At 47.9% G+C, this 22,352-nt stretch carries 24 protein-coding genes, 1 pseudogene and 2 other annotated features; of the genes and pseudogenes, 13 read left to right on the top strand and 12 right to left on the bottom strand.

Annotated elements, in window-relative coordinates; genetic code table 11:
- Positions 1 to 185: 185 nt before the first annotated feature.
- The 5 genes from ICC18_RS06000 to tsaE form a co-directional block, all read right to left on the bottom strand.
- Positions 186 to 1,751, bottom strand: coding sequence for a 2-isopropylmalate synthase (locus ICC18_RS06000; protein WP_188173467.1), 1,566 nt, complete (start codon positions 1,749 to 1,751; stop codon positions 186 to 188).
- Between the two features lie 189 nt (positions 1,752 to 1,940).
- Positions 1,941 to 2,202 (bottom strand) — a binding site (T-box leader).
- Positions 2,203 to 2,264: 62 nt separating this feature from the next.
- Positions 2,265 to 2,519: a binding site (T-box leader), on the bottom strand.
- Between the two features lie 416 nt (positions 2,520 to 2,935).
- Positions 2,936 to 3,931, bottom strand: a complete 996-nt coding sequence (tsaD, locus tag ICC18_RS05995; RefSeq protein ID WP_188173961.1) for a tRNA (adenosine(37)-N6)-threonylcarbamoyltransferase complex transferase subunit TsaD — start codon at positions 3,929 to 3,931, stop codon at positions 2,936 to 2,938.
- Between the two features lie 54 nt (positions 3,932 to 3,985).
- Positions 3,986 to 4,498 (bottom strand): ribosomal protein S18-alanine N-acetyltransferase, encoded by a 513-nt coding sequence (gene rimI / locus ICC18_RS05990; RefSeq protein ID WP_188173466.1) that lies wholly within the window; start codon positions 4,496 to 4,498, stop codon positions 3,986 to 3,988.
- A gap of 2 nt (positions 4,499 to 4,500) precedes the next feature.
- Positions 4,501 to 5,328 carry a tRNA (adenosine(37)-N6)-threonylcarbamoyltransferase complex dimerization subunit type 1 TsaB gene (gene tsaB, locus ICC18_RS05985; protein ID WP_188173465.1) on the bottom strand — a complete coding sequence of 276 codons (828 nt, stop codon included), beginning with the start codon at positions 5,326 to 5,328 and terminating at the stop codon, positions 4,501 to 4,503.
- Positions 5,325 to 5,777: a tRNA (adenosine(37)-N6)-threonylcarbamoyltransferase complex ATPase subunit type 1 TsaE gene (gene tsaE / locus ICC18_RS05980; protein WP_262495836.1), complete on the bottom strand. Its 453-nt coding sequence runs from the start codon at positions 5,775 to 5,777 to the stop codon at positions 5,325 to 5,327. The genes tsaB and tsaE overlap by 4 nt, the downstream gene beginning before the upstream one ends.
- Before the next feature lie 193 nt (positions 5,778 to 5,970).
- Here tsaE and ICC18_RS34520 point away from each other — a divergent pair, with 193 nt between their 5' ends.
- Entirely contained in the window at positions 5,971 to 7,377 is a 1,407-nt protein-coding gene (locus ICC18_RS34520; RefSeq protein ID WP_188173464.1) for a sensor histidine kinase, read from the top strand.
- Here ICC18_RS34520 and ICC18_RS05970 read toward each other — a convergent pair.
- Positions 7,364 to 7,948 (bottom strand): response regulator transcription factor, encoded by a 585-nt coding sequence (locus tag ICC18_RS05970; protein ID WP_188173463.1) that lies wholly within the window; start codon positions 7,946 to 7,948, stop codon positions 7,364 to 7,366. The two genes, ICC18_RS34520 and ICC18_RS05970, sit on opposite strands and share 14 nt — an antisense overlap.
- A 78-nt stretch (positions 7,949 to 8,026) precedes the next feature.
- A complete protein-coding gene (locus ICC18_RS05965; protein WP_188173462.1) occupies positions 8,027 to 8,380 on the bottom strand; it encodes a hypothetical protein in 354 nt (117 codons plus the stop codon).
- 130 nt (positions 8,381 to 8,510) lie between these two features.
- Between ICC18_RS05965 and ICC18_RS05960 the strand changes: the two genes are divergently transcribed.
- Complete coding sequence (locus tag ICC18_RS05960) at positions 8,511 to 8,894, top strand: hypothetical protein (protein ID WP_188173461.1); 384 nt, start codon at positions 8,511 to 8,513, stop codon at positions 8,892 to 8,894.
- 75 nt (positions 8,895 to 8,969) lie between these two features.
- Here ICC18_RS05960 and ICC18_RS05955 read toward each other — a convergent pair whose 3' ends face one another.
- Both ICC18_RS05955 and ICC18_RS05950 read right to left on the bottom strand, forming a co-directional pair.
- Positions 8,970 to 9,152: an H-type small acid-soluble spore protein gene (locus ICC18_RS05955; protein WP_188173460.1), complete on the bottom strand. Its 183-nt coding sequence runs from the start codon at positions 9,150 to 9,152 to the stop codon at positions 8,970 to 8,972.
- Positions 9,153 to 9,178: 26 nt separating this feature from the next.
- A complete protein-coding gene (locus ICC18_RS05950) occupies positions 9,179 to 9,364 on the bottom strand; it encodes a hypothetical protein (protein WP_188173459.1) in 186 nt (61 codons plus the stop codon).
- Positions 9,365 to 9,529: 165 nt separating this feature from the next.
- On the opposite strand from ICC18_RS05950, the gene ku reads away from it, so the two are divergent.
- Positions 9,530 to 10,405, top strand: coding sequence for a non-homologous end joining protein Ku (gene ku, locus ICC18_RS05945; RefSeq protein WP_188173458.1), 876 nt, complete (start codon positions 9,530 to 9,532; stop codon positions 10,403 to 10,405).
- 61 nt (positions 10,406 to 10,466) lie between these two features.
- Here ku and ICC18_RS05940 read toward each other — a convergent pair whose 3' ends face one another.
- Positions 10,467 to 11,414: an ATP-dependent DNA ligase gene (locus ICC18_RS05940; RefSeq protein WP_188173457.1), complete on the bottom strand. Its 948-nt coding sequence runs from the start codon at positions 11,412 to 11,414 to the stop codon at positions 10,467 to 10,469.
- Positions 11,415 to 11,653: 239 nt separating this feature from the next.
- Between ICC18_RS05940 and ICC18_RS05935 the strand changes: the two genes are divergently transcribed.
- A complete protein-coding gene (locus ICC18_RS05935; RefSeq protein WP_188173456.1) occupies positions 11,654 to 12,148 on the top strand; it encodes a C40 family peptidase in 495 nt (164 codons plus the stop codon).
- 77 nt (positions 12,149 to 12,225) lie between these two features.
- Here the strand turns inward: ICC18_RS05935 and mnmH are convergent, their stop codons facing one another.
- Both mnmH and selD read right to left on the bottom strand, forming a co-directional pair.
- Positions 12,226 to 13,275 (bottom strand): tRNA 2-selenouridine(34) synthase MnmH, encoded by a 1,050-nt coding sequence (gene mnmH, locus ICC18_RS05930; protein ID WP_188173455.1) that lies wholly within the window; start codon positions 13,273 to 13,275, stop codon positions 12,226 to 12,228.
- Positions 13,276 to 13,289: 14 nt separating this feature from the next.
- Positions 13,290 to 14,339: a selenide, water dikinase SelD gene (selD, locus tag ICC18_RS05925; RefSeq protein WP_188173454.1), complete on the bottom strand. Its 1,050-nt coding sequence runs from the start codon at positions 14,337 to 14,339 to the stop codon at positions 13,290 to 13,292.
- Positions 14,340 to 14,449: 110 nt separating this feature from the next.
- Here selD and ICC18_RS05920 point away from each other — a divergent pair, with 110 nt between their 5' ends.
- From ICC18_RS05920 to ICC18_RS34460, 9 genes and pseudogenes are all read left to right on the top strand, one after another.
- A complete protein-coding gene (locus tag ICC18_RS05920) occupies positions 14,450 to 15,526 on the top strand; it encodes a permease (protein WP_188173453.1) in 1,077 nt (358 codons plus the stop codon).
- Between the two features lie 82 nt (positions 15,527 to 15,608).
- Positions 15,609 to 16,163 (top strand): DUF3231 family protein, encoded by a 555-nt coding sequence (locus tag ICC18_RS05915; protein ID WP_188173452.1) that lies wholly within the window; start codon positions 15,609 to 15,611, stop codon positions 16,161 to 16,163.
- A gap of 146 nt (positions 16,164 to 16,309) precedes the next feature.
- Positions 16,310 to 17,179, top strand: a complete 870-nt coding sequence (locus tag ICC18_RS05910) for an AraC family transcriptional regulator (RefSeq protein ID WP_188173451.1) — start codon at positions 16,310 to 16,312, stop codon at positions 17,177 to 17,179.
- 300 nt (positions 17,180 to 17,479) lie between these two features.
- Positions 17,480 to 18,412 carry a metal ABC transporter solute-binding protein, Zn/Mn family gene (locus ICC18_RS05905; protein ID WP_376745613.1) on the top strand — a complete coding sequence of 311 codons (933 nt, stop codon included), beginning with the start codon at positions 17,480 to 17,482 and terminating at the stop codon, positions 18,410 to 18,412.
- 21 nt (positions 18,413 to 18,433) lie between these two features.
- A complete protein-coding gene (locus ICC18_RS05900; protein WP_188173450.1) occupies positions 18,434 to 19,198 on the top strand; it encodes a metal ABC transporter ATP-binding protein in 765 nt (254 codons plus the stop codon).
- A 5-nt stretch (positions 19,199 to 19,203) separates the two neighbouring features.
- Positions 19,204 to 20,145, top strand: a complete 942-nt coding sequence (locus tag ICC18_RS05895) for a metal ABC transporter permease (protein ID WP_188173449.1) — start codon at positions 19,204 to 19,206, stop codon at positions 20,143 to 20,145.
- Complete coding sequence (locus ICC18_RS05890) at positions 20,142 to 21,035, top strand: metal ABC transporter permease (protein WP_188173448.1); 894 nt, start codon at positions 20,142 to 20,144, stop codon at positions 21,033 to 21,035. Before ICC18_RS05895 ends, ICC18_RS05890 begins: the two co-directional genes overlap by 4 nt.
- Before the next feature lie 227 nt (positions 21,036 to 21,262).
- Positions 21,263 to 21,913 carry a C40 family peptidase gene (locus ICC18_RS05885; protein ID WP_312029492.1) on the top strand — a complete coding sequence of 217 codons (651 nt, stop codon included), beginning with the start codon at positions 21,263 to 21,265 and terminating at the stop codon, positions 21,911 to 21,913.
- Between the two features lie 136 nt (positions 21,914 to 22,049).
- Positions 22,050 to 22,330, top strand: a pseudogene (locus tag ICC18_RS34460) (SDR family NAD(P)-dependent oxidoreductase); the annotation flags it as partial.
- Positions 22,331 to 22,352: the final 22 nt, after the last annotated feature.

Here is a 22,352-nt window from a genome sequence, read left to right as displayed (position 1 = left end):
TTTTCCCTTTTCCACATATTTATCCACATTATCCACAAAAATCTGTGAAAAAGTTATTCTTTTCCTGGGAATTTTGAAACCCTTGATACGCTTGACTTTGCTACGGTTATACACATTATACACAGGTTCTGTGAATAACTTTGCACACATGCTGTGTATATATCTAAGTTTTCTTACAATTTCGCTTATGAAGCTGAGGAAGCACTGATTTGAGGTACAGGGTTGCCCTGCATACGAACTGCCTGATTACAAGCTGATACGAAAGCCTTCGCTACAGCAATGAGAACGTCTTGATCGATCCCCGTATTTTTGTACGTCTGACCTCCTACCAAGATCGTAACTTCGGCTTCACCAGTCGCTTTCTCCCCTGTGGATAACGAATGCATCTCCAGATCGGAGAACTCCACTTCCATCGGCATCGCTTGTCTAAGGCTCTGAACGATCGCTTCGATCGGACCTTCGCCGGTTCCGGAATATACTTTCTCCTCGCCCGTCTGGTTGTTGCGAACCGATACGGAAGCGACACGACTGCGATCGCTGCTGCTAACGACTTGCACATGGTTCAGCGTGAAAGCTTCCATCTGTCCTTCAACCGTAGAACCAACGAGCTCCATCAGTTGGTCGTCGGTTACGATTTTCTGCTCATCCGCTTTCTCTTTAAAGCGTGTATACAAGGTCTCCAGCTCTTCACTTGTCAGTTCGACGCCGAACTGTCCGACTCGATGCTTAAGTGCATGGCGCCCGGAATGTTTGCCAAGGATGATCATCGAGCGTGGAATGCCCAGCTTCTCCGGATCCATGATTTCATAGGTGCTGCGGTTCTTCAACAATCCGTCTTGATGAATGCCAGCCTCGTGCTGGAACGCATTGCGGCCAACGATCGGCTTGTTGTAGGCAATCGGGAAGCCCATGATGCGGCTGACCATTTTGGACGTATTGAACACCTCGCTTATGATGATCCCCGTCTCAACGCCCATCGTTTGTTTGCGGGTTTCGATCGCCATGACCAGCTCCTCCAGCGAGCAGTTGCCGGCACGTTCTCCGACGCCGTTCACGGTGACTTCGACATGAGTAACGCCTGCCGCAATGGCTGCCAGACTGTTCGCTACCGCAAGCCCAAGGTCGTTATGGCAATGTGCGCTGTACTCGACCGTGTCTCCGCCTCTAACGCTCTGGCGCACTCTGCGGAACATAGCGCCGTACTCCTCTGGAAGCGCATAGCCGACGGTATCTGGAATATTCAAAATCGTCGCACCCTCTGCGATGACGGCTTCGAGCACTTCGAACAAGAATTCGTCCCCTGTACGTGTTGCATCCATCGGCGAAAACTCAATACGGTCTACGAATTGCTTCGCATACGCGACCATGGAGCGGGCCATTTCGACGACCTGCTGGCGGGATTTGCGCAGCTGAAAGTCCAGATGAATGTCCGAGGATGAGAGGAACATGTGGATACGGCGATGTGCAGCATCATTCGTCGCTTTTACGGCTGCATCGATGTCCGCCTTAACGGCGCGGGCGAAGCCGCAAATTTCTACGGTCTGCAGCTCGCGCGAAATTTGCTGAACCGCTTGAAAGTCGCCGGGACTGGAGATCGGAAAGCCCGGTTCGATCGTGTCAACGCCCATTTTCGCCAGCTGTCTGGCGATGCGGATTTTCTCTTCGGGATACAGGGATGCGCCCGGCGCCTGTTCGCCGTCTCTCAGCGTCGTGTCAAAAATGCGGATACGTCTGTTATTGTTGTTTTCCATGTGAAAATCCTCCTCTTATTGGGGCGAGCCTGGGTGGCTGCTTGATTGGTATTTTTTTAAAAGCTAACGCTATTTTTCAGCGTTAATGTGTGGCTACTGGGGGGCGGGGCCGGTTTTAATGCTGTTTTACAGCGTTAACTCCGACTGGGTCAACCTCGCAGCATGCACAAAAAGACCCGTCGTCTCCTTGTAAGAGACGACGGGTCTTCACCACGGCGCGGTACCACTCTTGTTGGCCCCGCTTTTGTGGAGCCCACCTCAAGCACAGAACGGTATTGCCGCCCTATGCCACCTGATCACGGAGGTCATCCGTTCGTCCCTAACAGCCCGTAGAGCTAGTCAGGACGACCGCTTCCAAGCGAGTTCGGGGCGTTTACGGACTGCGTCGCATCTTCCCGCAGCTTTCTGTACCGTCAAGTGAACCCCTACTACTCTTGTTCATTGCGTTTGTCTATGTTCTTGTCGTGTATGTTTATCTTGTTTGTGACAACCAAAAAAGCCTGCCATCTCTGTATAAGAGACGACAGGCTTATCACCTTCCGCGGTACCACTCTAATTGATCCAAGCGTTATTACTGCTCAGAACCACTCATGTACCCGATCACGGGGGTCAACCGTCAAGACCTACTTGGCTGCTGGATCCTTGGCATCCTTATCGGTCTAACCGCTCCCGGGCGAGTTCAGGCGTCGTTTCGTCTGCGCTCTCACCAACCGCGCAGCTCTCTGAGCGAAACTGTTCAACCTTACTAATCCCGTTCGTTGCGTTTGAAAGTATTGATTGTGATTATAATATGCAGATTTTGCGAAGTCAATACAGTTATCTGAAAATTTATTTTTTATGGCTGTTTGGCAGGACAGGCCTTTAGCAGAAAACGAACGAAGGTCGTTGATAAGGAACTAATCAACGCTATATCTCCGAAAGTATGCATAAAATGAGCCCGAACGAACAAAAGTCTTTACTTAAAGCACCTTGTTCGCAATTTATGGGAAATTGTTCTATAAAGCATAATTTAGCGGGTAAGCTCGAAATATTAACGTCTCCAGAGTATTTTATTAACGAACAATGGTCGTTGTTGTATGGGATCCAATTCAAACCATATATAAAAAGAGCCGTTGCCGGCTCAACATATCGTTATTTCTGCTCGTCCTACTTTGTAAAAAACGACTCCAAAAACTGCTCCATTGTTACCACTCTTCAAGCTTGAGCAGCGGCTCTGCTTTGAGATCCAGCGAGTCGAACTCCTGCTTGTCCCACTTGAGGAACGCGGCGGAGGCAATCATCGCCGCGTTATCCGTGCACAAGCTGAGCGGCGGCACGAGCAGCGGCACGCCCAGCTGCTCGCAGCGCTCCGCGAGCCGGCTGCGCAGCCCCTTGTTGGCAGCTACTCCGCCAGCCAACAATAGCTGTTTCGCGCCGAACTCCCGCACGGCGCGGCTCGCTTTCTCGACAAGAACGTCGATGACGGATTCTTGGAAGCCCTTGGCGATTTGCGCGGTTTGTACGGCTTCGCCGCGCATCTTTGATTGGTTGACGACGTTCAGCACCGCGGATTTCAATCCGCTGAAGCTGAAGTCGTAGGAGTCCGCTTCGAGCCAGGCTCGCGGCATCGTGATCTCATGATCGGCTTCCTGGGCAAGCCGATCGACATGCGGTCCGCCGGGGTACGGCAGACCCATCGCTCTGGCGACTTTGTCGTAGGCTTCGCCTGCGGCATCATCGCGCGTCCGGCCAATAATGCGGAATTGGCCGGGCCCTTCCATATGGATCAGCTCCGTGTGTCCGCCGGACACGACCAGAGCGATCAACGGATACTCCAGCTCATGCACAAGCTGGTTCGCATAGATGTGACCGGCGATGTGGTGAACGCCGATTAGGGGCAGTTCCAAGGCGCAGGCGAGCGCTTTGCCTGCGACGACGCCAACAAGCAGAGACCCGACGAGTCCGGGTCCCTGCGTCACGGCGATGGCGGAGAGATCGCTCAGCGCTACGCCCGCTTCTTCCACCGCTTCCTGCAGCATCCATGTGATCGACTCCACATGTTTGCGGGAAGCGACTTCCGGCACGACGCCGCCGTAGCGTTGGTGCGTCTCGATCTGGCTCGACACAACGTTCGAGCGTATCACCTTGCCATTTTCCACAATGGATACGGAGGTCTCGTCACAGCTCGTTTCAATCGCCATGATATAAATGGGTTTTTCTTTATGCAAAGTCAACTTCTTCACCTGTCTACGGTCTCAGTCTTCGAGACTATCCCTTCTTCTCTTGGACTTGGGCAAATCAGCCCACATAATAATGGCATCCTCGCGGTTATCGGTATAGTATCCCCTACGGACGCCAACCGAGCGGAAGCCCAGCTTTTCGTACAAATTTTGCGCGACATAATTCGAGGCCCGCACTTCCAGCGTCATGCGAATGGCGCCGAGAAATGTCGCAGTCCGCATCAGCTCCCGAAGCAGACGCTCTCCGAGCTTGCGGCCGCGATAGGTATTTCGAACCGCTATGTTGGTCACGTGCGCCTCCTCCATGATCAGCCACATGCCGCCATAACCGGCGACCTCGCCCTCTATATCCATAATCATATAATGGGCAAATTGATTGTTCGTCAATTCATTCTGAAAAGCGCCTTCCGTCCAAGGCGTCGTAAAAGCTTCCTGCTCGATCTCGCAAATAAAGGGAATGTCCTCCAAACGCATGGAACGGAACACCAAAGATGTTTCCGGAATGATATGCGGCTGATGCTGCTCCATGATTATCTCTCCCCTTTGAGCTGTTTCTCTTTGGCAAGCAGATTCACTTCCGCCTCCGGCAGCTGCGTGTAATTCGGAACGAAGGTATGGACTTCCACCTTCTCTCCCTTGGACAAACGCGGATAAGCCAGCATGCCTACATATTGAGCTTCAATTCGGTGTGGCAGTGTGCGGACGGTTCCGTTCCATTGATGCGCGAAGCCATCGATCTGTTCAGAAAAACCCTCCGTTTCACCGACAAAAACAATCTCTTCCGGTGCTTCGATCCTACTTATCCCTGCTGCTTCTTGGCGAAGTTCCGCATTCGTCGCGAGAGCCAAAAGCTGCTCCGTCCAGGGCTCCATCACGCGAATGCCATCCGGCATAATGGCCCGCCATGTTTCTCCACGATTCTCATAAACCGCCGTGAAAGCCTGTTTTCGCCTCGCATCCATGAGCGGGATGATCCATCTCACTGCACCCTTGTTTTCTCCAGCCTCATCGTCCTTGTTGCTTCCGCCAAGTGCCATAGCTTCCAAGCTTGATACGCCAATCAGATCAAGACCTAGCGACCAGGCGAATGTTTTAGCAACAGATACGCCAATGCGTACCCCTGTGTAAGACCCCGGACCTTGGCCTACCGCGACCGCAGTTAAGTCTTTGGGCCTGATCTTCAGGTTCGTAAGCAGTTTTTGAATATGGGGAAGAAGCCCGATGGAATGATTCCTTTCGGCATTAGACGTGAGCTCTCCGATTAGTTTGCCGTTATCCAATACGGCTACTGTCAGTGACGATGTGGACGTATCGATAGCCAGGAGTCGTCCTTTATGCATGTTAGTCGATTCTGTCATTGTAAATGTCCGTTCTCCTTCATGTGTATACACCAGCCCTGATAAGGCTCCCCGTGCGGAGTCAGGTGAAATACTCTTGTTTGCCCGCCGTGATGGGCAATCGTAATCGAAAGCCGCTCAGGGGGCAGCAGGTCTTCAATCAAGCTCGACCACTCAATCAGCGTCACGCCTGAGCCATAGAAATAGTCTTCCAGCCCCAGATCGTCAGCCTCCGCTTGAGAAATGCGGTACATATCCATATGGTAGAAAGGAAGCTCGGCTCCCTCGTACTCTTTTACAATTGTAAACGTTGGCGAGTTCACAATTTCCGTAACCCCGATTGCTCTAGCGAAGCCTTGAGAAAATCGGGTTTTCCCCGCCCCTAAGTCGCCATCCAGCGTAATTACCGCTCCCGGCATCAAATAAGCAGCCAGCAGCTTGCCCAGTTTGTCTGTATCTTCCTCATGCAAGGATCGATACGTATATGCGGATTGAGTCAGCTTTCCTCATCCCTTTCTTCCGTTTGCGCGTGCTGCTCCTATTATAGCCCTCGTAAAGCTGCCTTAGCAACATTGCAAGCTAACTAGGAAATTAAGAGGAACTTGTCGAATACATCCTATATAGATGTTCATTTTTCATTAACCATGTAAAGGCAGGGCTCAAGTGTATATTTATGTAATCAATTTACTTGCCATACTTAGCGTTTCTGCGCTATTGCTCCTTGTGGGCTATCATAATGCTTACTCCAGATGGATTGCCATCTTGCTGCTGGTTATTGGTTCGATTAACCTGACCTATTCGATCCAGTTCACCTTCATTCCCATTTTAGAGCAGGCCCATCTATTGGACCCCTGGTTCAAAGAGCTCCTCGTTTTGCTTAGCATTCCCGGCATTTATATCCATTTTTATTTCTTGGCCGGCGCTTTTTTGGTTAGCAGCGTTTATTTTGCCGATTTTATTCCGGAAGAGGTCAAAAAAGCAGCTTCTTTTTGCTTAATCGTGCCGCCTTTGCTCATCATGAGCGTAAGGGGGGATTTTACGTTTCCCATCGAAATTCATATGGTCCCTTTGCGCTTCATGGCTCATTTCTACACGCTTCTGGGCTGTGCTATCTATACCTTGGCTTACGTCAAAGAAAAAGTTGTGCATGTCAGGAAAAAACGTCTGATTTATGTCTTGCTGCTTCTCTTTGGCATTGTTTCTGAGAATTTAAATTACTACACAATTCAAACGATCCGAATCGACTGGTATATTTTCGACATCATTAAGAGTGACTTCTGGTCCTACAATTACATCAATACAACCATTCTGTTGGCGGGACTCGTAATGATCAGCATTAAGCATGGAACATGGGGTATCCGTTTACGGATGGAACAAGAGAAACATGACTATTCAACGCGGACATTATCGGCGGGAACATCGATATTAAATCATACGATTAAGAATGAAATCCAAAAAATTTCCTATATCCATGAGCGTTCCTTGTCACTCCTCGAACAAGATCGTCCTAAGCAAGCCTATGAACTGCTGCAGGATATCCGTTCCGTGACCGACCATTTAATGAAAATGACGACTCGTATCAAAGAGAAAGCCCACGACATCACACTGCAGCCGCAATGGCATACCTTAAGCGAACTGCTGGACGCCGCATCGGCAATACCCGGATTGAGAGAAAAAGCTGTGGACATTCAAAAATTGTATGAAATAGAAGGCGATCTGCTTTGCGATGGATTGCATGTGCGGGAAACGATCAACAATTTGGTGATGAATGCGCTGGAAGCGATGCCGCCTGAAGGCGGGAAGCTCGTTCTGCGGACTAAACGTTCGGGGAGAAAACTTGTGATTGACATCCAGGACAACGGAACGGGGATTGAGAAGGAGGTATTGGAGCGCATTTTTGAGCCCTTTTTTACAACGAAACCGAACTCCGCGAATTATGGGCTCGGTCTTAGTTATTGCTACAATGTCATGCAAAAGCACGGGGGAACGATACAGGTTGCAGAAAGTGGAGCCGAAACGGGGACAACCTTTTCGCTTACGTTTCCGGGGCACCGGTTCAAGGAAGCTTGAGCAGTTTATTTTTAATCGTGCGCAGCTGGGTTTTGATTGTGTTGACCGATTTATGCAAACGGCCGGCAATTTCGGGCTTGGACATCCCGCGTTCTTTCAGTAGATAGACTTCCTTCTCTACAGGGGTTAGGAGGGATAGTTTCATTTCTTTCATAACTGCAGGGATCGAGTCCGCGTGAAGCGTCGGGATGCTGTGATAAGCATCTCGAATCGCTTGAACAATATCCGAGTAACTGGATTTAGTGATGTAATTGACTGCACCATTTTGAAACGACTTTACGATGACATCCTGATCATCGAGTGATGTAAGCATGATAATTTTGAGCTTACCGCCTTTCGCTACCATCATATCTCTCGTAGTGTCCAAACCGTCCAGGCGGGCGGTAGTCAGTTGAATATCCATCAGCACGACATCAAAGTCATTGGTTTCCGCCAGTTCCAAGGCCTCCGACCTCGACCCCGCGACTCCTACAACATGAATATCCGCTTCCATATCCAGATCAGCGGACAATCGTTTTTGCCAGAACGGATCGTCTTCTACGATCAGAACTTTGATGATATCTGTGATCATATCCTAATACCAACCTCCCTCACATCAATTAAAACTTATTGTAACTGGATACCGGCGTCCATTACAGGTTGAAAACTTTCACCCTCTTCTTCCGACCAGGCGCATCGTGATCCGACCGCCGATAATCATGATCAGCGCAATCGAAATGAGATAAAGCACCGCATGCAGGGTGCTGCGCTCCAAACCGCGCTCCATAAAAATAGGAATCGTATCTGTCGCTACTTGATTGAATTCAAGCAGCAGAAAAATGACCACGAATGATAAGCGAATTTTCTCCTTCATTTTATGCCAAAAAATCGAAACTGCGATGTAGGGCATGACAAATAAAGTCAGTGAGAATAACAGCGAGGAATGAACAATCAATGTATAATCCACCACGTGAACGGCCATCAAAATTGTCGCCGCAATAAAAAGGATTTGATCCTTCTTCAAAATTAATCACCTCATGTTGATTATACTACCAAAACCCGCCAACAGGGTGAAAATAATCATCCTTCCGCTCAGCTGAAATCGGCGTATACTGAGGAACAGTAAAGCAAAAACGAAGGAGCGATTATAACAAATGAATAAAAAAGCTTTCTACTTATTTCTCGTCGGCTGGGCGCTGCTCGCCAGTCACAACTTCGACAGTCTGATTTTATATGGTTTTGACCCGTTTCCACTGGCCGAAATGGTGCCGTATGCGCTCATTGCGGCATTCTGGTTTCGCATGAAGCCCTGGCTTACTCCGATCTTGGTTCTCCTATTCGCTCTCCTGGAACTTAATCATACGATCAAAAATCATATGCCTCGGCTGTTTGAAGAAGGCCTGGGTCGCACCACATTCACCGGGCTGTTTTATGACTTAGGCGCTACTGTATGGTTCCTCCTCTCCCTCTATTTACTCTTTATGCTGCTTAAAAACAAATCACTTTCACGATCCGCCGGCAAAGAAAGCAGCGTCTAGTTCAAACTCCTTTCCCCGCATGACAAAAAGCCCGCTCCCTTATATCGGAGCGGGCTTCTCTTCGTATTCGGGGCTTTAATGAACTTCTTTCAACTCTTGCACAGCCACGGTACGGGCATCGGCCGGATTCTGTTCGGCATGAACTCTGGCTAGTTCCATTGTAGAATCGACGCTATCGATCCAGACTGGCGTACCGTTCAGCTCCACGTTAATCTTCTCATTCGTTGCTATAATTTCTTGCGCCCGATGAACGTTCATATCCCTATCTCCTCTCGCTTAGCCGTCTACGGCTCATCAGTAACAGATTCCGGATGATCCATCGTATCCGTAGTCGAGGATTCGATCAGTCCATTGTGCATGGTGACGTTCCCGCCTCCCAAGCCTTCGTTAATCATTCGGTCAATGTCCATGAAATAATCGTCTTGCCCTTGATTAGTCGTATCTTGGGCTGCATTCGGATCTTGTGCCATCCGAGAATCCCTCCTTAGCTTCTATTTGGATCAACCTAAACTTTCAACCTTAAGATGCCCTCCCGCTTCGAAAAGAATTCTCTTAAGTAATTGCCGTATAAAGGAATCGCATCAAGAGAATACTAGTACAATGATATTTATTTGTCCGCTTGGGAGGGATAACGGATGCATACCGTTTGGAAAGGCGCAATCAGCTTCGGGCTTGTTCATGTACCGGTCAAGATGTTTTCCGCGACGGAAGACAAAGATATTTCTATGCGTTATATTCACAAAGCTTGTATTACACCTTTAGCTTATGTACGAAAATGCAATACTTGCGAGAAAGAAGTAGAGTGGGAAGAAATATCTAGAGGCTACGAGTATGAACCGGGACGATTTGTTCTTTTCGAAAAGGATGAACTGGAGACGATTTCCGGAGAAGCGAATAAAGAAATCAAGATTTTGGATTTCGTGAATTTAACGGATATTGATCCGGTGTATTTTCAGAAGACGTATTATCTTGCACCTGGAGAAACCGGGGCCGGCGCTTACAGTTTGCTGCTGGAATCTATGAGACAGTCCGGCAAAATCGGGATATCCAAAGTTTCGATTCGCTCCAAAAGCTCGCTGGCGGCTATTCGTGTTATCGATAATTGCCTCGCGATGGAAACGATCTTCTACCCGGATGAGATCCGCCCGATCAGCCAGGTGCCTAACCTTCCCGAGCAAATCAACGTGAACGACCGAGAGCTCGAAATGGCCAAGATGCTGATTAACCAGCTATCGACACCTTTTGAACCGGAAAAATATAAAGATGAGTACCGCGGCCGCTTAATGGAAGCGATTGAGCACAAGGTCGCCGGAGAAGAAGTACAAACCGCTCCAGAGGTGCAAAAAACGAGCGTTATCGATCTTATGGCCGCACTGCAAGCAAGCCTCGACGCTACAAAGCCCGCGGGCGCAGGTGCAGCAGGCAAGATAGCGCTTGATCAGGACGCCACAGTAAAGGAAGTCAAAAAGCCGAGATCCAGAGCTAAAAAAGCAAAAGAACCCGTTTCCTGACTATTCTGCATCACATACAGCGCTGAACCTTGATAGTCAAGGCTTCGGCGCTGTTCTTTTTTCAGAGATGCATCTGTGTAACTGTACACTGTTTAATAGGTACCGGGTTAATTGCTTGTATACTGGGCTGTCGCATTGTCAGTCCTGGTGTCCACTCCAAAAATTGAACTTTAACCGTTAACTTCGGTTCCAACCATACCGCGTCTTTATTGCGCTCTGGTTCATTGATAAAAGGTCTGGACACCCTCACGTCCGGCTCAATCCGCTGGGTTAAGTCTCTCCATTCCTGATTGCTTAATTTCCCCGTGCCGGCATGCCCGATGTAGACTAATCGCCCACTTTCATCATACAGACCCAGCAATAAAGAATTCACAACTTTACCTCGGAACGTTACACCGCCTATGACAGCATAAAGATCGCGCATCACTTTTCGCTTCTGCCATCGTCTGTCTTTACCATCTATCAGGTAAGTGCTTTTTACATTTTTATAAATAATCCCCTCCATATGATGCTGCTCCATCAGTGCGTATAGGGCTTCAGCATCCATGAAATTTCGCACAATTTGAACATCGTTCTGAGGAATAATGATACTTTCGAGAAGATGCTGCCGCTCTTGAAGCGATTGATCCACCACCCAAGCGCCGTTACAAAATAGTACATCAAAAATCATGTAGGTAACTTGCGTTTGTTTAACCCCTCGCCCGATACTCAGAGCGCTTCGCAAACTATCACGCTTCATGATCTCGTGAAAAGACGGTTTGCCGTTGCTTAAAGCGATCATTTCGCCATCGAGAATAAAGGAAGAGGCATTACAGTATCTTGCCGGACTCAAGAATTCGGGATATTGTAATGTCCGGTTGTTTAATTTCCGGTTGACCAGACTAACTTGCCGGCCGTCAAAATAACTTAACATCCGGACGCCGTCCCATTTGATCTGGGCGATCCAATCACCGCCTTTTGGCTTTTCCTCAGCAATCACAGGTTCAAATGGTTTGATCGGTCCTAACATCCGGCACCTTCCGTCGACTTATTTTACCTTTAGTATCCCCCGAATCTTGGGTTTTTTTACGCTGCTGACTGCTTGTCAAGAATAATTTCAAAAGAACATTCTCATCGTTTTTTAATAAAAGGGACTCGTCCTTTACCGGCTAACGGTTTCACTTCCCTCTAGCAAATAATAGGAGACTTGATGTCTGATATACTGTGTTCAGGCAGCAAAAGCCGTACACAAACTCTAGGAGGGAAACTATGAAATTACAACATAAATGGGGCAAGCGTTTGGCCATCATGACACTTGGAGCAACCATCGCCATCTCAGGAGGGGTAATCAGTAGTCCTCAGCCTACACAGGCTGCTACGGTTTCCGCATCGACGAAAGCCGATCATATTATTTCACTGGGCAAAAGATATATGGGAACACCTTATAAATTCGGTTCCAAAGTAGGACAGACTCGGACATTCGACTGCTCGACACTTACTAAATATATTTACGGTAAATATGGTATTTACTTGCCGCGAACAGCTGCTCAACAATCGAGAGTAGGTTCTTATGTATCGAAAGGCAACTGGAAGAAAGGCGACCTCCTATTCTTCTCCGTTCCTGGTCGTCCAGGCGTAGGACACGTAGGCGTCTACATTGGAAACAACAAAATGCTGCACACGTACGGTGCAGGCGGCGTTAAAATTTCAACGATTAACTCGTACTGGAATTCGCACTACATGACCGCGCGCCGCGTGATTTAGTAAAACTTCGAGTTCATCAACTCGACCTAAAACAAACAGACTGCCTTCATCGGCAGTCTGTTTGTTTATGTGCTTAATTATTTTGATATAAATTGTAAACTCATCGTTGATAGATGTTCCTTGACAGCTTGTACCGCATCTTCGATTGTCTGTGCTTTAATGATGACTCTTTCTTGCGCGTACTGCTTCATGGCGTGCTCATAGCGTGGATCGTAATAGTGCTCTAATAATAGCTTAACCGCTTGCTCATAGTGTCCATCTTGTAAATTCATCCCAATCTCTTTGGCGATCGGGGTATGAATGCGATCCTTGATGTGATGGTAGGCCTGCACCAGCTCCTGCTTGTTCTCCCAAGGTTGATAATCCTCCAGGATATGGCGAACTCTTTCCTCAATGGGCATTTCAATAAAAAGTTGTTTGCCGGCCTCCTTTTTTCTGACCATGAAGTCAGGCAGCACCGCTTTGCCGATTCGCTTGCTTTCTCCCTCTAATAAAACATAAGGTGAATTCTCAAGCTTGAGAAGCTGGGTGACTAGTAGAGATTCGAATGTCTTCTGATTGTTAGCTTGCAGCCCCACGTGTCCAAAAATCGATCCCCGATGCCCAGCCATACCTTCAAAATCCAAAACAGGATATCCTTCCTCCTGCAATCTTCTTAAAATAAACGTTTTTCCTGCTCCCGTATTACCCATGATAACAAACGTACACGGCTTGAATTCCATGTTTTCGAGCGTATCCACGACCCATTTGCGGTAGGTTCGAAAGCCCCCCGTTAAACGGTACGCCCGGATTCCCATTAATGAAAGAACCGTGGCCGTCGTTTTACTGCGCATGCCGCCGCGCCAACAGAAAACAGCCTTTTGCCCTTTAATTTGCTCAAATGTCTTGACGAAAGCCGGCAGCTTCCCAGACACGATTTCAAGTCCTCTGTCTTTCGCGGCTTGTATACTTACTTGCTTATATATAGTACCGATTTCCGCTCTTTCGCCATCATCGAACAGTGGAATATTCAGGCTGCCCGGAATGGTAGAATCCCTAAACTCCGAAGGTGAGCGGACATCGATCATTTTGATCTCTTTCTTGTCCCTTAATGATAGCAGCTCTTCTAGGGTGATATCTTCAAACAATGGTTTTCGCTCCTTTAGATGACGACAATACGTCCAGGGTATTCCGACGTCGTTTCACCAATGAGACTGGCTTCAACCCCAGCTTGTTTGAGCTTATGCAGCAGTTCATTCGCCTGATCTCCTGCAACAGAGATAAGAAGACCTCCCGAAGTTACAGCATCACATAAAATCCACTGACCGATCTGATCTAAGGAGTCGGGGAACGTAATCGAATCCTGTACATGGGCGAAGTTATTTTTGGTACCTCCCGGAACGAAGCCTTCTTCAGCCAGTTCACGAACTCGGGGCAACACAGGCACGTCTCTTGCAACAATGCGGATGCCTACTCCGCTTCCTTTGGCCATTTCAAGAGAATGCCCGATCAACCCAAAGCCTGTAACGTCTGTGCAGGCATGCACATCGAAAGGCTCCATCGTTTCTGCAGCAGTTTTATTAAGTGTAGCCATAACTTGAGTGACTCTTTGCACTTCTTCTTCCGATAAGCGGTCTTTCTTAATCGAGGTTGTCAAAATCCCTACGCCAATCGGCTTCGTCAAGATCAGCTTATCTCCCGGAACGGCTCCTGCGTTGGTTCGCACTTTTTGGGGGTGCACCAATCCTGTAACGGCAAGTCCGAACTTAGGTTCATTATCATCAATGGAATGTCCGCCGACCAGGGTAATTCCAGCTTCTTTCATCTTTTCTCCAGCACCTCGCAATATCTCAGCGAGCACTTGCTTGTCCAGCGTACGAATCGGAAAAGCTACAATATTAAGCGCCGTAAGAGGCTTGCCGCCCATCGCATAAATGTCGCTGATCGCATTGGCGGCAGCTACTTGTCCGAAGGAATACGGGTCATCGACAATCGGGGTAAAAAAATCCACGGTTTGAACGAGAGCGATCTCTTCGCTTAGTTTATATACGCCAGCATCATCACTTGTATCTATCCCCACGAGAAGGTTGGGATTCGGTACAGCCGGAGGTAAAGTTCGAATGACTTCGGAAAGATCTGCCGGACCGATTTTGCACCCGCAGCCACCCTTGGTTGAATAAGATGTAAGCTTAATTTTATCTGTTGTCGACATGGTCTTCAATCCTCTCTTCAGTTGGGCTAATGTATCTACTTCAACATCGCCACGACATGATATAATGATAACCGATTTATGTGATCAAAATCTAATGCTTGGAGGCTATCATGCCAGAAACCAGCCATTCCGCACCCCAAGTTGAACCGGTCAGCAAAAAGGCCGTATTATCGGCTATCGTATTTCTCATCATCGCTATTATAGGGTTAACCTATGTCAAATGGTGGCCTTATTATCATAAAGCGTTTGATGCGGCAATCAAGCATTCTATTGGATCATCTATTGTATCCGGCAATAACCCGACAGCTCCCGCTCCTTCCTGGCAAGCTGCATGGGATTATGCACTCGCTTATTATAAATCAGTATGGAAAGCGGCCGTGCTCGGCGTCATCCTTGGTTCATTGGTACAAGTGCTTCTGCCATCCGCATGGCTGCTGAAAGTACTCGGCAGAACCTCCTTCGGCAGCACATTCATCGGCGGCATCGCCTCTATTCCAGGCATGATGTGCACATGTTGTGCAGCGCCGCTAGCTGTAGGTTTACGTAAAAAGAATGTATCTGTAGGCGCAAGTCTTGCTTTTTGGCTCGGAAATCCGACCCTTAACCCGGCAACCTTAGTGTTTATGACCTTTGTGTTGTCTTGGAAGTTCACCTTAATACGACTGATATTCGGATTAATCCTAACATTTGGCGTAAGTTTCTACGCGAATCGATTTGCCGGCAACATGAATCCTCCGGAGAACATGGCTGTTAAACCGATGAAAATCGCAGATGAACAATCCGGTTCATTACTACTAAAATGGCTCAAAAGCATTTGGTCGATGATCCTGCGTATTGTTCCTGCCTACATCATCGCTGTGCTCTTGTTAGGTGCTTGCAGAGCCTGGTTATTCCCGACAGTCGGGGAAGCATCCGGAAATAGCATTCTTCTTATTGCAGGTTTTGCTATCGCAGGTATGTTGTTTGTAATCCCTACAGCTGCCGAGATACCGATTATTCAATCTTTCATGTCCTTTGGACTGGGCACAGGTCCCGCCGCTGCATTATTGCTTACACTGCCTTCAGTCAGCTTGCCTTCTTTGCTTATGATTTCAAGGTCCTTTCCCAAGAAGGTCATCCTTTTTGTTATCGTTTCAGTTGTTGTACTAGGGATATTAAGCGGCATTACAGGCGCATTCGTTCTATAAACGAAATCATAGGCAATTTTTGAATAAACAGTTTCCCTCTGCAAACAATATTACTTATTATTTTAAAAACAGGAGGAAACGCATGGTAAATATACTGGAAACAACATTAGATTACATTAAATCGATGACGGCTCAAGATGAAGACCAGCCACTTCATGTCGGAGAAGTAATGGGATGCTGGATATACTTGGCTGGCCTGGAATTAGCGAAAGTTACCGTTCAAGCCGGAATCAACACCACTTCCGATCATGAACTGAAGTTTATACTTGAAGAAGACTCAAAACTCGGTACCAGCCAAAGGGAAAGACTCCATAGTTTTATGCTTAAGGAAGGACTTAGCTTGCCTAAAGCCCCTGAAGATATGCCAACTTCGGATCCTAACAGTATTCCTCTCGGCGTTAAACAAACGGATGAGGTGCTCGCCAACGAATTATCTCTGAAAATCGCAAGTTTGATTTTGCAGGCCGCCAGCATTGCTACGCAGTCGATTCGCTCAGACGTCGGGTTATTATTCATTCAATTTCAAGCTGAAAAATTAGCTTTTGCGGCTAGATTGAAACAATTAATGCGCAAACGAGGTTGGATTAATATGCCTCCGTTTTATGTCCCGCCCGGCTCTCAAAAAGTAATGAGTTAATCATTTCCCTTATAAGCAAGAAGCCTAGCTTAATCAATCTAGGCTTCTTGCTTTTTTATATGCCTCATTAGCCTTCATAATTGTGCAAGAAATATCGGAAAGATATATATGACACCTGCTATTCTATTAATGAGGGAGGTGATCTCATGGATATGCTTAAGAAATTGAATGAAGCAGTGAATTATATTGAAAACAATCTTACTCATGAGATTGATTTGAAAGAAGCAGCCAGGCTGTCTATGTGCTCGGAGTACCATTTTACAAGAATGTTTTCTTTCCTTGCAGGGGTTACGCTGTCGGAGTACATCCGCCGCAGGCGCCTATCTCTTGCAGCATTCGAGCTTACTAATAGCAGCATAAGGATTATTGATATTGCAGTTAAATATGGATACAACTCTCCGGACTCATTCGCAAGAGCTTTTCAAAATTTGCATGGCATAACACCGTCAGATGCCAGACATAGCGGCAAATCTCTAAAAGCTTATCCACGTATGACCTTTCAGTTAACCATTAAAGGAGGAAGTGAAATGATCTATCGCATTGTAGAAAAGGAGACTTTTCGCATCGTTGGCATTAAGAAAAGAGTTTCTTTGATTTACCATGGAGTTAATCCGGAAATTGCCTCGATGTGGGCAAGTTTAAATGATGAGACGATCAATAAACTTAAGCAACTTTCAAATGTTGAGCCTTGGGGATTGCTTAGCGCATCCACAAACTTTTCTGAAGGTCGACTGGAAAATGGGGAGCTTGATCATTATATAGGCGCGGCAACAACGCAGGAATGTCCGGAGAACCTGACACAACTTGAAGTTCCCGCCTCAACATGGGCAGTATTCGAGTCAGTCGGACCATTTCCGGATACGCTGCAGGATATCTGGGGACGCATCTACTCCGAATGGTTTCCATCCTCGAACTATGAACAAGCAGTAGGGCCAGAAATCTTGTGGAACGAGCATAAAGATGTAACATCGCCCGCTTTTAAAAGCGAAATATGGATACCAATATTTAAAAAATAAAAACCGACTCGTTGTAAGAAAATCAATCAGAGGGCTCCAGGCAAGTATTCTTGCTACTGGGGCCTATTTATTTTTCCTTCGTGCAAATTTGTGTTGTACATGCAATTATTTTGTTGTACTATAATACTGTAGGTATAAGGAAATACATATCCCTTTTTTTATTTTAATTTTTGCCCTAGAGAAACTTATTTGTTTATAGGAAAGATAAAATAGTAACTAAAAACAAGACTAACGAGGAGAGATGAAGCCATGCAAATGCAAATGACAACAAAAACAAAATCTAAACTTAGCGGTGCAGTTATGCGGTTGTTCCTTAGTTTTATGCTCATCGGTTGTATAGCCCTCATGTCCGCCTGCGGCCAAACCAACACAGCATCGCCAAATGCTACTGCTTCAGGAAAAATTAAAGTGACGACAACAATCGGCATGATCACTGATGTCGTTAACCAAGTCGGCGGGACGCATGTGGAAGTGACGGGACTTATGAAGGCAGGGGTAGACCCTCATTTATACAAAGCATCCCAAGGCGATATCGCCAAGCTGGATAAGGCGGACATCATTTTCTATAACGGTCTGCATTTGGAAGGGAAAATGATTGAAATTTTTGAGAACATGGGCAAAAAGAAACCGACTGTGGCCGTATCGGATAATATTGACCGCGCCAAGCTGAGATCCGGAGCCGAAATGGAAACCGAGTTCGATCCTCATATCTGGTTCGATGTCAGACTCTGGATGACGGCTGCGGAGTCGATTCGCGATACACTTGTGAAACATGATCCGGCTCATGCTGAAGAATACCGCAGCAATGCCGACGCTTATCTTAAACAGTTGCAGCAGCTTCACAATGAGGTTGCGGAGAAAATCAAAACGATACCGGAACAAAGCCGCGTATTGGTTACGGCACATGATGCTTTCGGCTATTTCGGCGACGCCTATGGCATGAAAGTCATGGGACTCCAAGGGATCAGCACAGCTTCGGAAGCGGGCACCAAAGATGTGATCGACCTGCGGGATTATCTGGTCGCAAACAAGATCAAAGCTGTCTTTATCGAATCCAGTGTCCCCCGCAAAGCAATTGATGCCGTTATTCAAGGCGCCAAAGAAAAGGGCCAAGATTTGAAGATCGGCGGCGAGCTGTTCTCTGATGCCATGGGCGAAGCAGGAACGCCGGAAGGCACTTATATCGGCATGGTTCGCCATAACGTGGACACGATTGTGGGCGCACTCAAATAATTGGCAAAGGAGAAAATGAGCATGCAAACCAACCCTTTATCGATTCATAACATGTCCGTTGCTTATCAGAAAAAACCGGTACTTCGAAACGTTAGCTTCGAAGTACCGGAAGGAAAGCTGATCGGTATCGTCGGTCCTAACGGAGCCGGCAAATCCACTTTAATTAAAGCGGCGCTCGGGCTCATTCCCCGTCTGTCCGGCGATGTATCCATTTATGGAAAACCATACGCCGAGCAGCGCAAAATGGTTGGCTATGTCCCCCAGCGGGAATCCGTCGATTGGGATTTCCCGACGAATGCGCTCGATGTTGTCATGATGGGACGATATGGACATCTGGGCTGGTTCAAACGCCCCGGCCAAGCTGAAAAAAGATTTGCCATGGAATGTCTGGCGAAAGTCGGTATGACGGAATTCGCCGACCGGCAGATTAGCCAGCTGTCAGGCGGACAGCAGCAGCGGATATTCCTGGCCAGAGCCCTTGCTCAAGATGCCAAACTGTATTTCATGGATGAGCCGTTTGTAGGTGTGGATGCGGCAACGGAAAAAGCGATTATTACGCTCCTTAACGAGCTGAAGATGCAAGGCAAAACCGTACTGGTCGTCCATCATGACCTGGCCACGGTCAAAGAATATTTCGATTGGGTCATGCTCTTGAATGTACAGCTCCTCGATTTCGGTCCTGTGGAGCAGACGTTTACCGCTGACAAACTGCAGCAAACATACGGCGGAAGGTTAACGATATTGGATCACGATAACCAATCGTCCATGATCATGAATACGAGGTGATGAGCATGCCGGATTGGATGAAAGTGTTTTTGGATCCTAATACCCAGTGGATCCTTCTAGGCTGCATGCTGCTTGGTTTAAGCAGCGGCGTCATCGGGAGCTTTGCCTATTTGCGCAAACAGTCCTTGATGGGCGATGCTTTGTCGCACGCGGCGCTTCCCGGCGTTTGCATCGCTTTTATGCTTAGCGGCTCGAAGTCGATTCTGTTATTTCTGATTGGGGCTGCCATTGCCGGTATCGTGGCAACATTCGGGATTGGATATATTACGCGGCATACGCGGATTAAGCAGGACTCTGCTTTAGCAATCGTGCTTTCCGTGTTCTTCGGTTTTGGCATCGTCTTGCTGACACAAATTCAGCATAGCGGGAACGGCAACCAAAGCGGACTCGATAAGTTCTTGTTCGGTCAAGCCGCTTCCATGATGCTGTCCGATGTGTTGATTATGGCCATCATATCCATCGTATTGATTGGTGTCTGCGCCTTATTGTTCAAAGAATTTAAGCTTCTCAGTTTCGATCCCGGCTTTGCCCGGGGATTAGGCTATCCGGTCGCCTTATTGGATCAGTTCATCATGTTTCTCATTGTGATCGCGGTCGTCGTCGGCATTCAAGCTGTCGGTGTGGTGCTCATGGCCGCCCTCTTGATTACGCCTGCCGTATCGGCCAGATATTGGACGGAAAGGCTCGGTATCATGGTCGTTCTCGCAGGTCTGTTTGGAGCTCTTAGCGGTTTGACAGGGACTTTCATCAGTGCTAACGGCAATAATTTGCCGACAGGCCCATTAACCGTGCTTGCCTCCACCTCCCTCTTTCTCATCTCGGTCGTAGCAGCTCCACGGCGAGGGGTATTGTCTAAGTTATTGCTGCGCGTATCTGTTCGGAACAAAGTCAGAGGCGAGCAAGCACAAGTGGTACTCCATGCGGAGCGGAAGGAGAGCGCGTTATGAGTACATTTTGGATCATCTTAACCGGCGTGCTTGTGGCCAGCACCTGCGGCATCGTGGGCTGTTTTCTCGTTCTGCGGAAAATGGCGATGATCGGAGACGCGATTAGTCACTCCGTCCTTCCCGGTATTGTCATCGCCTTTCTGATCAGCGGTTCCCGCGATTCTTTATTCATGCTGCTCGGCGCAGCCGTACTTGGACTGATTACCGTTTTCCTGATTCAATTGTTCCATCAGAGCGGGGTACAGTCCGATGCCTCAATTGGCGTGGTATTCACAGCACTATTCGCTGTAGGGGTACTTCTGATCAGTATGTATACGAGAAATATCGACTTGGACCTCGATTGCGTGCTTTACGGAGAAATCGCCTATGTGCCTTGGAATACGATTCAGCTGGCCGGAATCGATATTGGGCCCAAAGCGGTATGGGGCGTCGGTCTTGCCCTGCTGCTCAGCGTCATTGTCATTACAGCCTTTTATAAACAATTTAAAATCTGTGCGTTCGATCCGGCCATGGCAGCGGCAGTGGGCATTCCGGTTGCTCTGTTCCACTATCTGCTCATGGGCCTTGTATCTGTAAGCACAGTTGCTTCTTTTGAAAGCGTCGGAGCGATTCTCGTCGTTGGCATGCTGGTCGTTCCACCCGCTACTGCGTATCTGCTTACCGAAAGATTGAGCTTGATGATCGTCTATAGTGTCATCATCGGCAGCAGCAGTTCCGTCATCGGTTATTATGTGGCCAGCGTATTGGACGCTTCGATCGCAGGCAGCATGATCAGTGTAGCCGGCGGCCTATTCCTTCTTGCGCTGCTCTTCTCGCCGACACATGGCGTGATCATCCGCAAGTTGAAACAAAAACGCTGGGTACAAAGCGATATATCCGAATCCGCATAAAACAAACCCGCACCGGCTATTCTTACATAGCCGGTGCGGGTTTGTTATTCGGCTTGAATCCAGGTGTCCCCATTGCGAATGCTGTGTGGTAAAAAAGGAATAATGTTAGCATCCTAAGCTCATCAACGTTACAAAGGGGTTTAATGATGAGAAAAATAGCGCTAACATTAACATGCCTGTGCAGCCTTATACTGTTCTCCGGGTGCACAAAAAGGGCCCAGGAAAATGTGACTGACGACAAATTATCGGATTGGGCGATTATCCAGAACGATAAGGATCTCTATGTCGGAGATTGGGGTATAGAGCAAGTCGCCATACCCGGACAGCTGCGAAGCTTCGCAAAAGAAGCGGCGAAGACGACTACCTTGCTGGACCCCAATGGGTTTCCGCTTGTGCAAAGGTTTCCGGATAAATCGATTACCCCGATACGCGGAAGGTATACAGAAAATGTCATAGCGACTGCAAAATCTTATTTACGAACGCCTTACGTATGGGGTTCCGACCGCACGGAACCATCTTCCTTTGATTGCTCGGACTTCACGCGATGGGTGTATTTATACGCGTTAGGCATGGATTTGCCATGGGATTCCCGGAGCCAGGCTGCATATGTCAAAGCATTTTCGAAACGACAATATCGGCAATTAAGAAAAGCGCGGCGCGGCGACTTGTTATTCTTCACCAAATTTTACGGCAACCGGCCTCAGGATTATGCAGGCTTGAAAGAATCTCAAAAGCCGATCACGCATATGGGCATTTATCTGGGAAATGGCAAGATCATTCATACTGCATCCAAGGAAACCGGTGGCGTCCGGATTGATAACTTGAGGTTCAAGCATCTGGAGTACCGCTTTTTGTTTGGCGGCGGCATACTTGATTGAAATGAAGGAATGGCATTCATTTTGATTTCGAGGAAATATTCACTCCCCGCCTCTTGACTCTCCCCATAAGGGGAGGGTATAGAGTAGCCTTAGATAAACTAAGGGAGTGAATACGATGAAACGATTAGAAGGTTAAGTGGCAGTTGTTACAGGAGGAAGCCGAGGCATTGGGCGGGGAATTGCCCTACGCCTGGCCGATGAGGGGGCTTTGGTCGCTGTCCACTATGGCAGCAACCGCGATGCCGCGGAGGAAGTCATTGGCACGATTGAAGCCCGGGGTGGCCGTGCATTTGCAGTGGGCGCAGGACTCGCTTCGCTCAATAGAGTCACCCAGCTGACTACAGCGCTTGATGAGGAGCTTGTTAACGTACCGGCAGCCATCAATTTGATATTTTGATCAACAATGCCGGTATCGGTGTCACGTCTTCGTGAACAAAGC

It is taken from the genome of Paenibacillus sedimenti (genome assembly GCF_014534655.1).
In the GTDB taxonomy this organism is placed as follows: domain Bacteria; phylum Bacillota; class Bacilli; order Paenibacillales; family NBRC-103111; genus Paenibacillus_E; species Paenibacillus_E sedimenti.
This window is presented reverse-complemented; position numbering and strand designations above follow the sequence as displayed.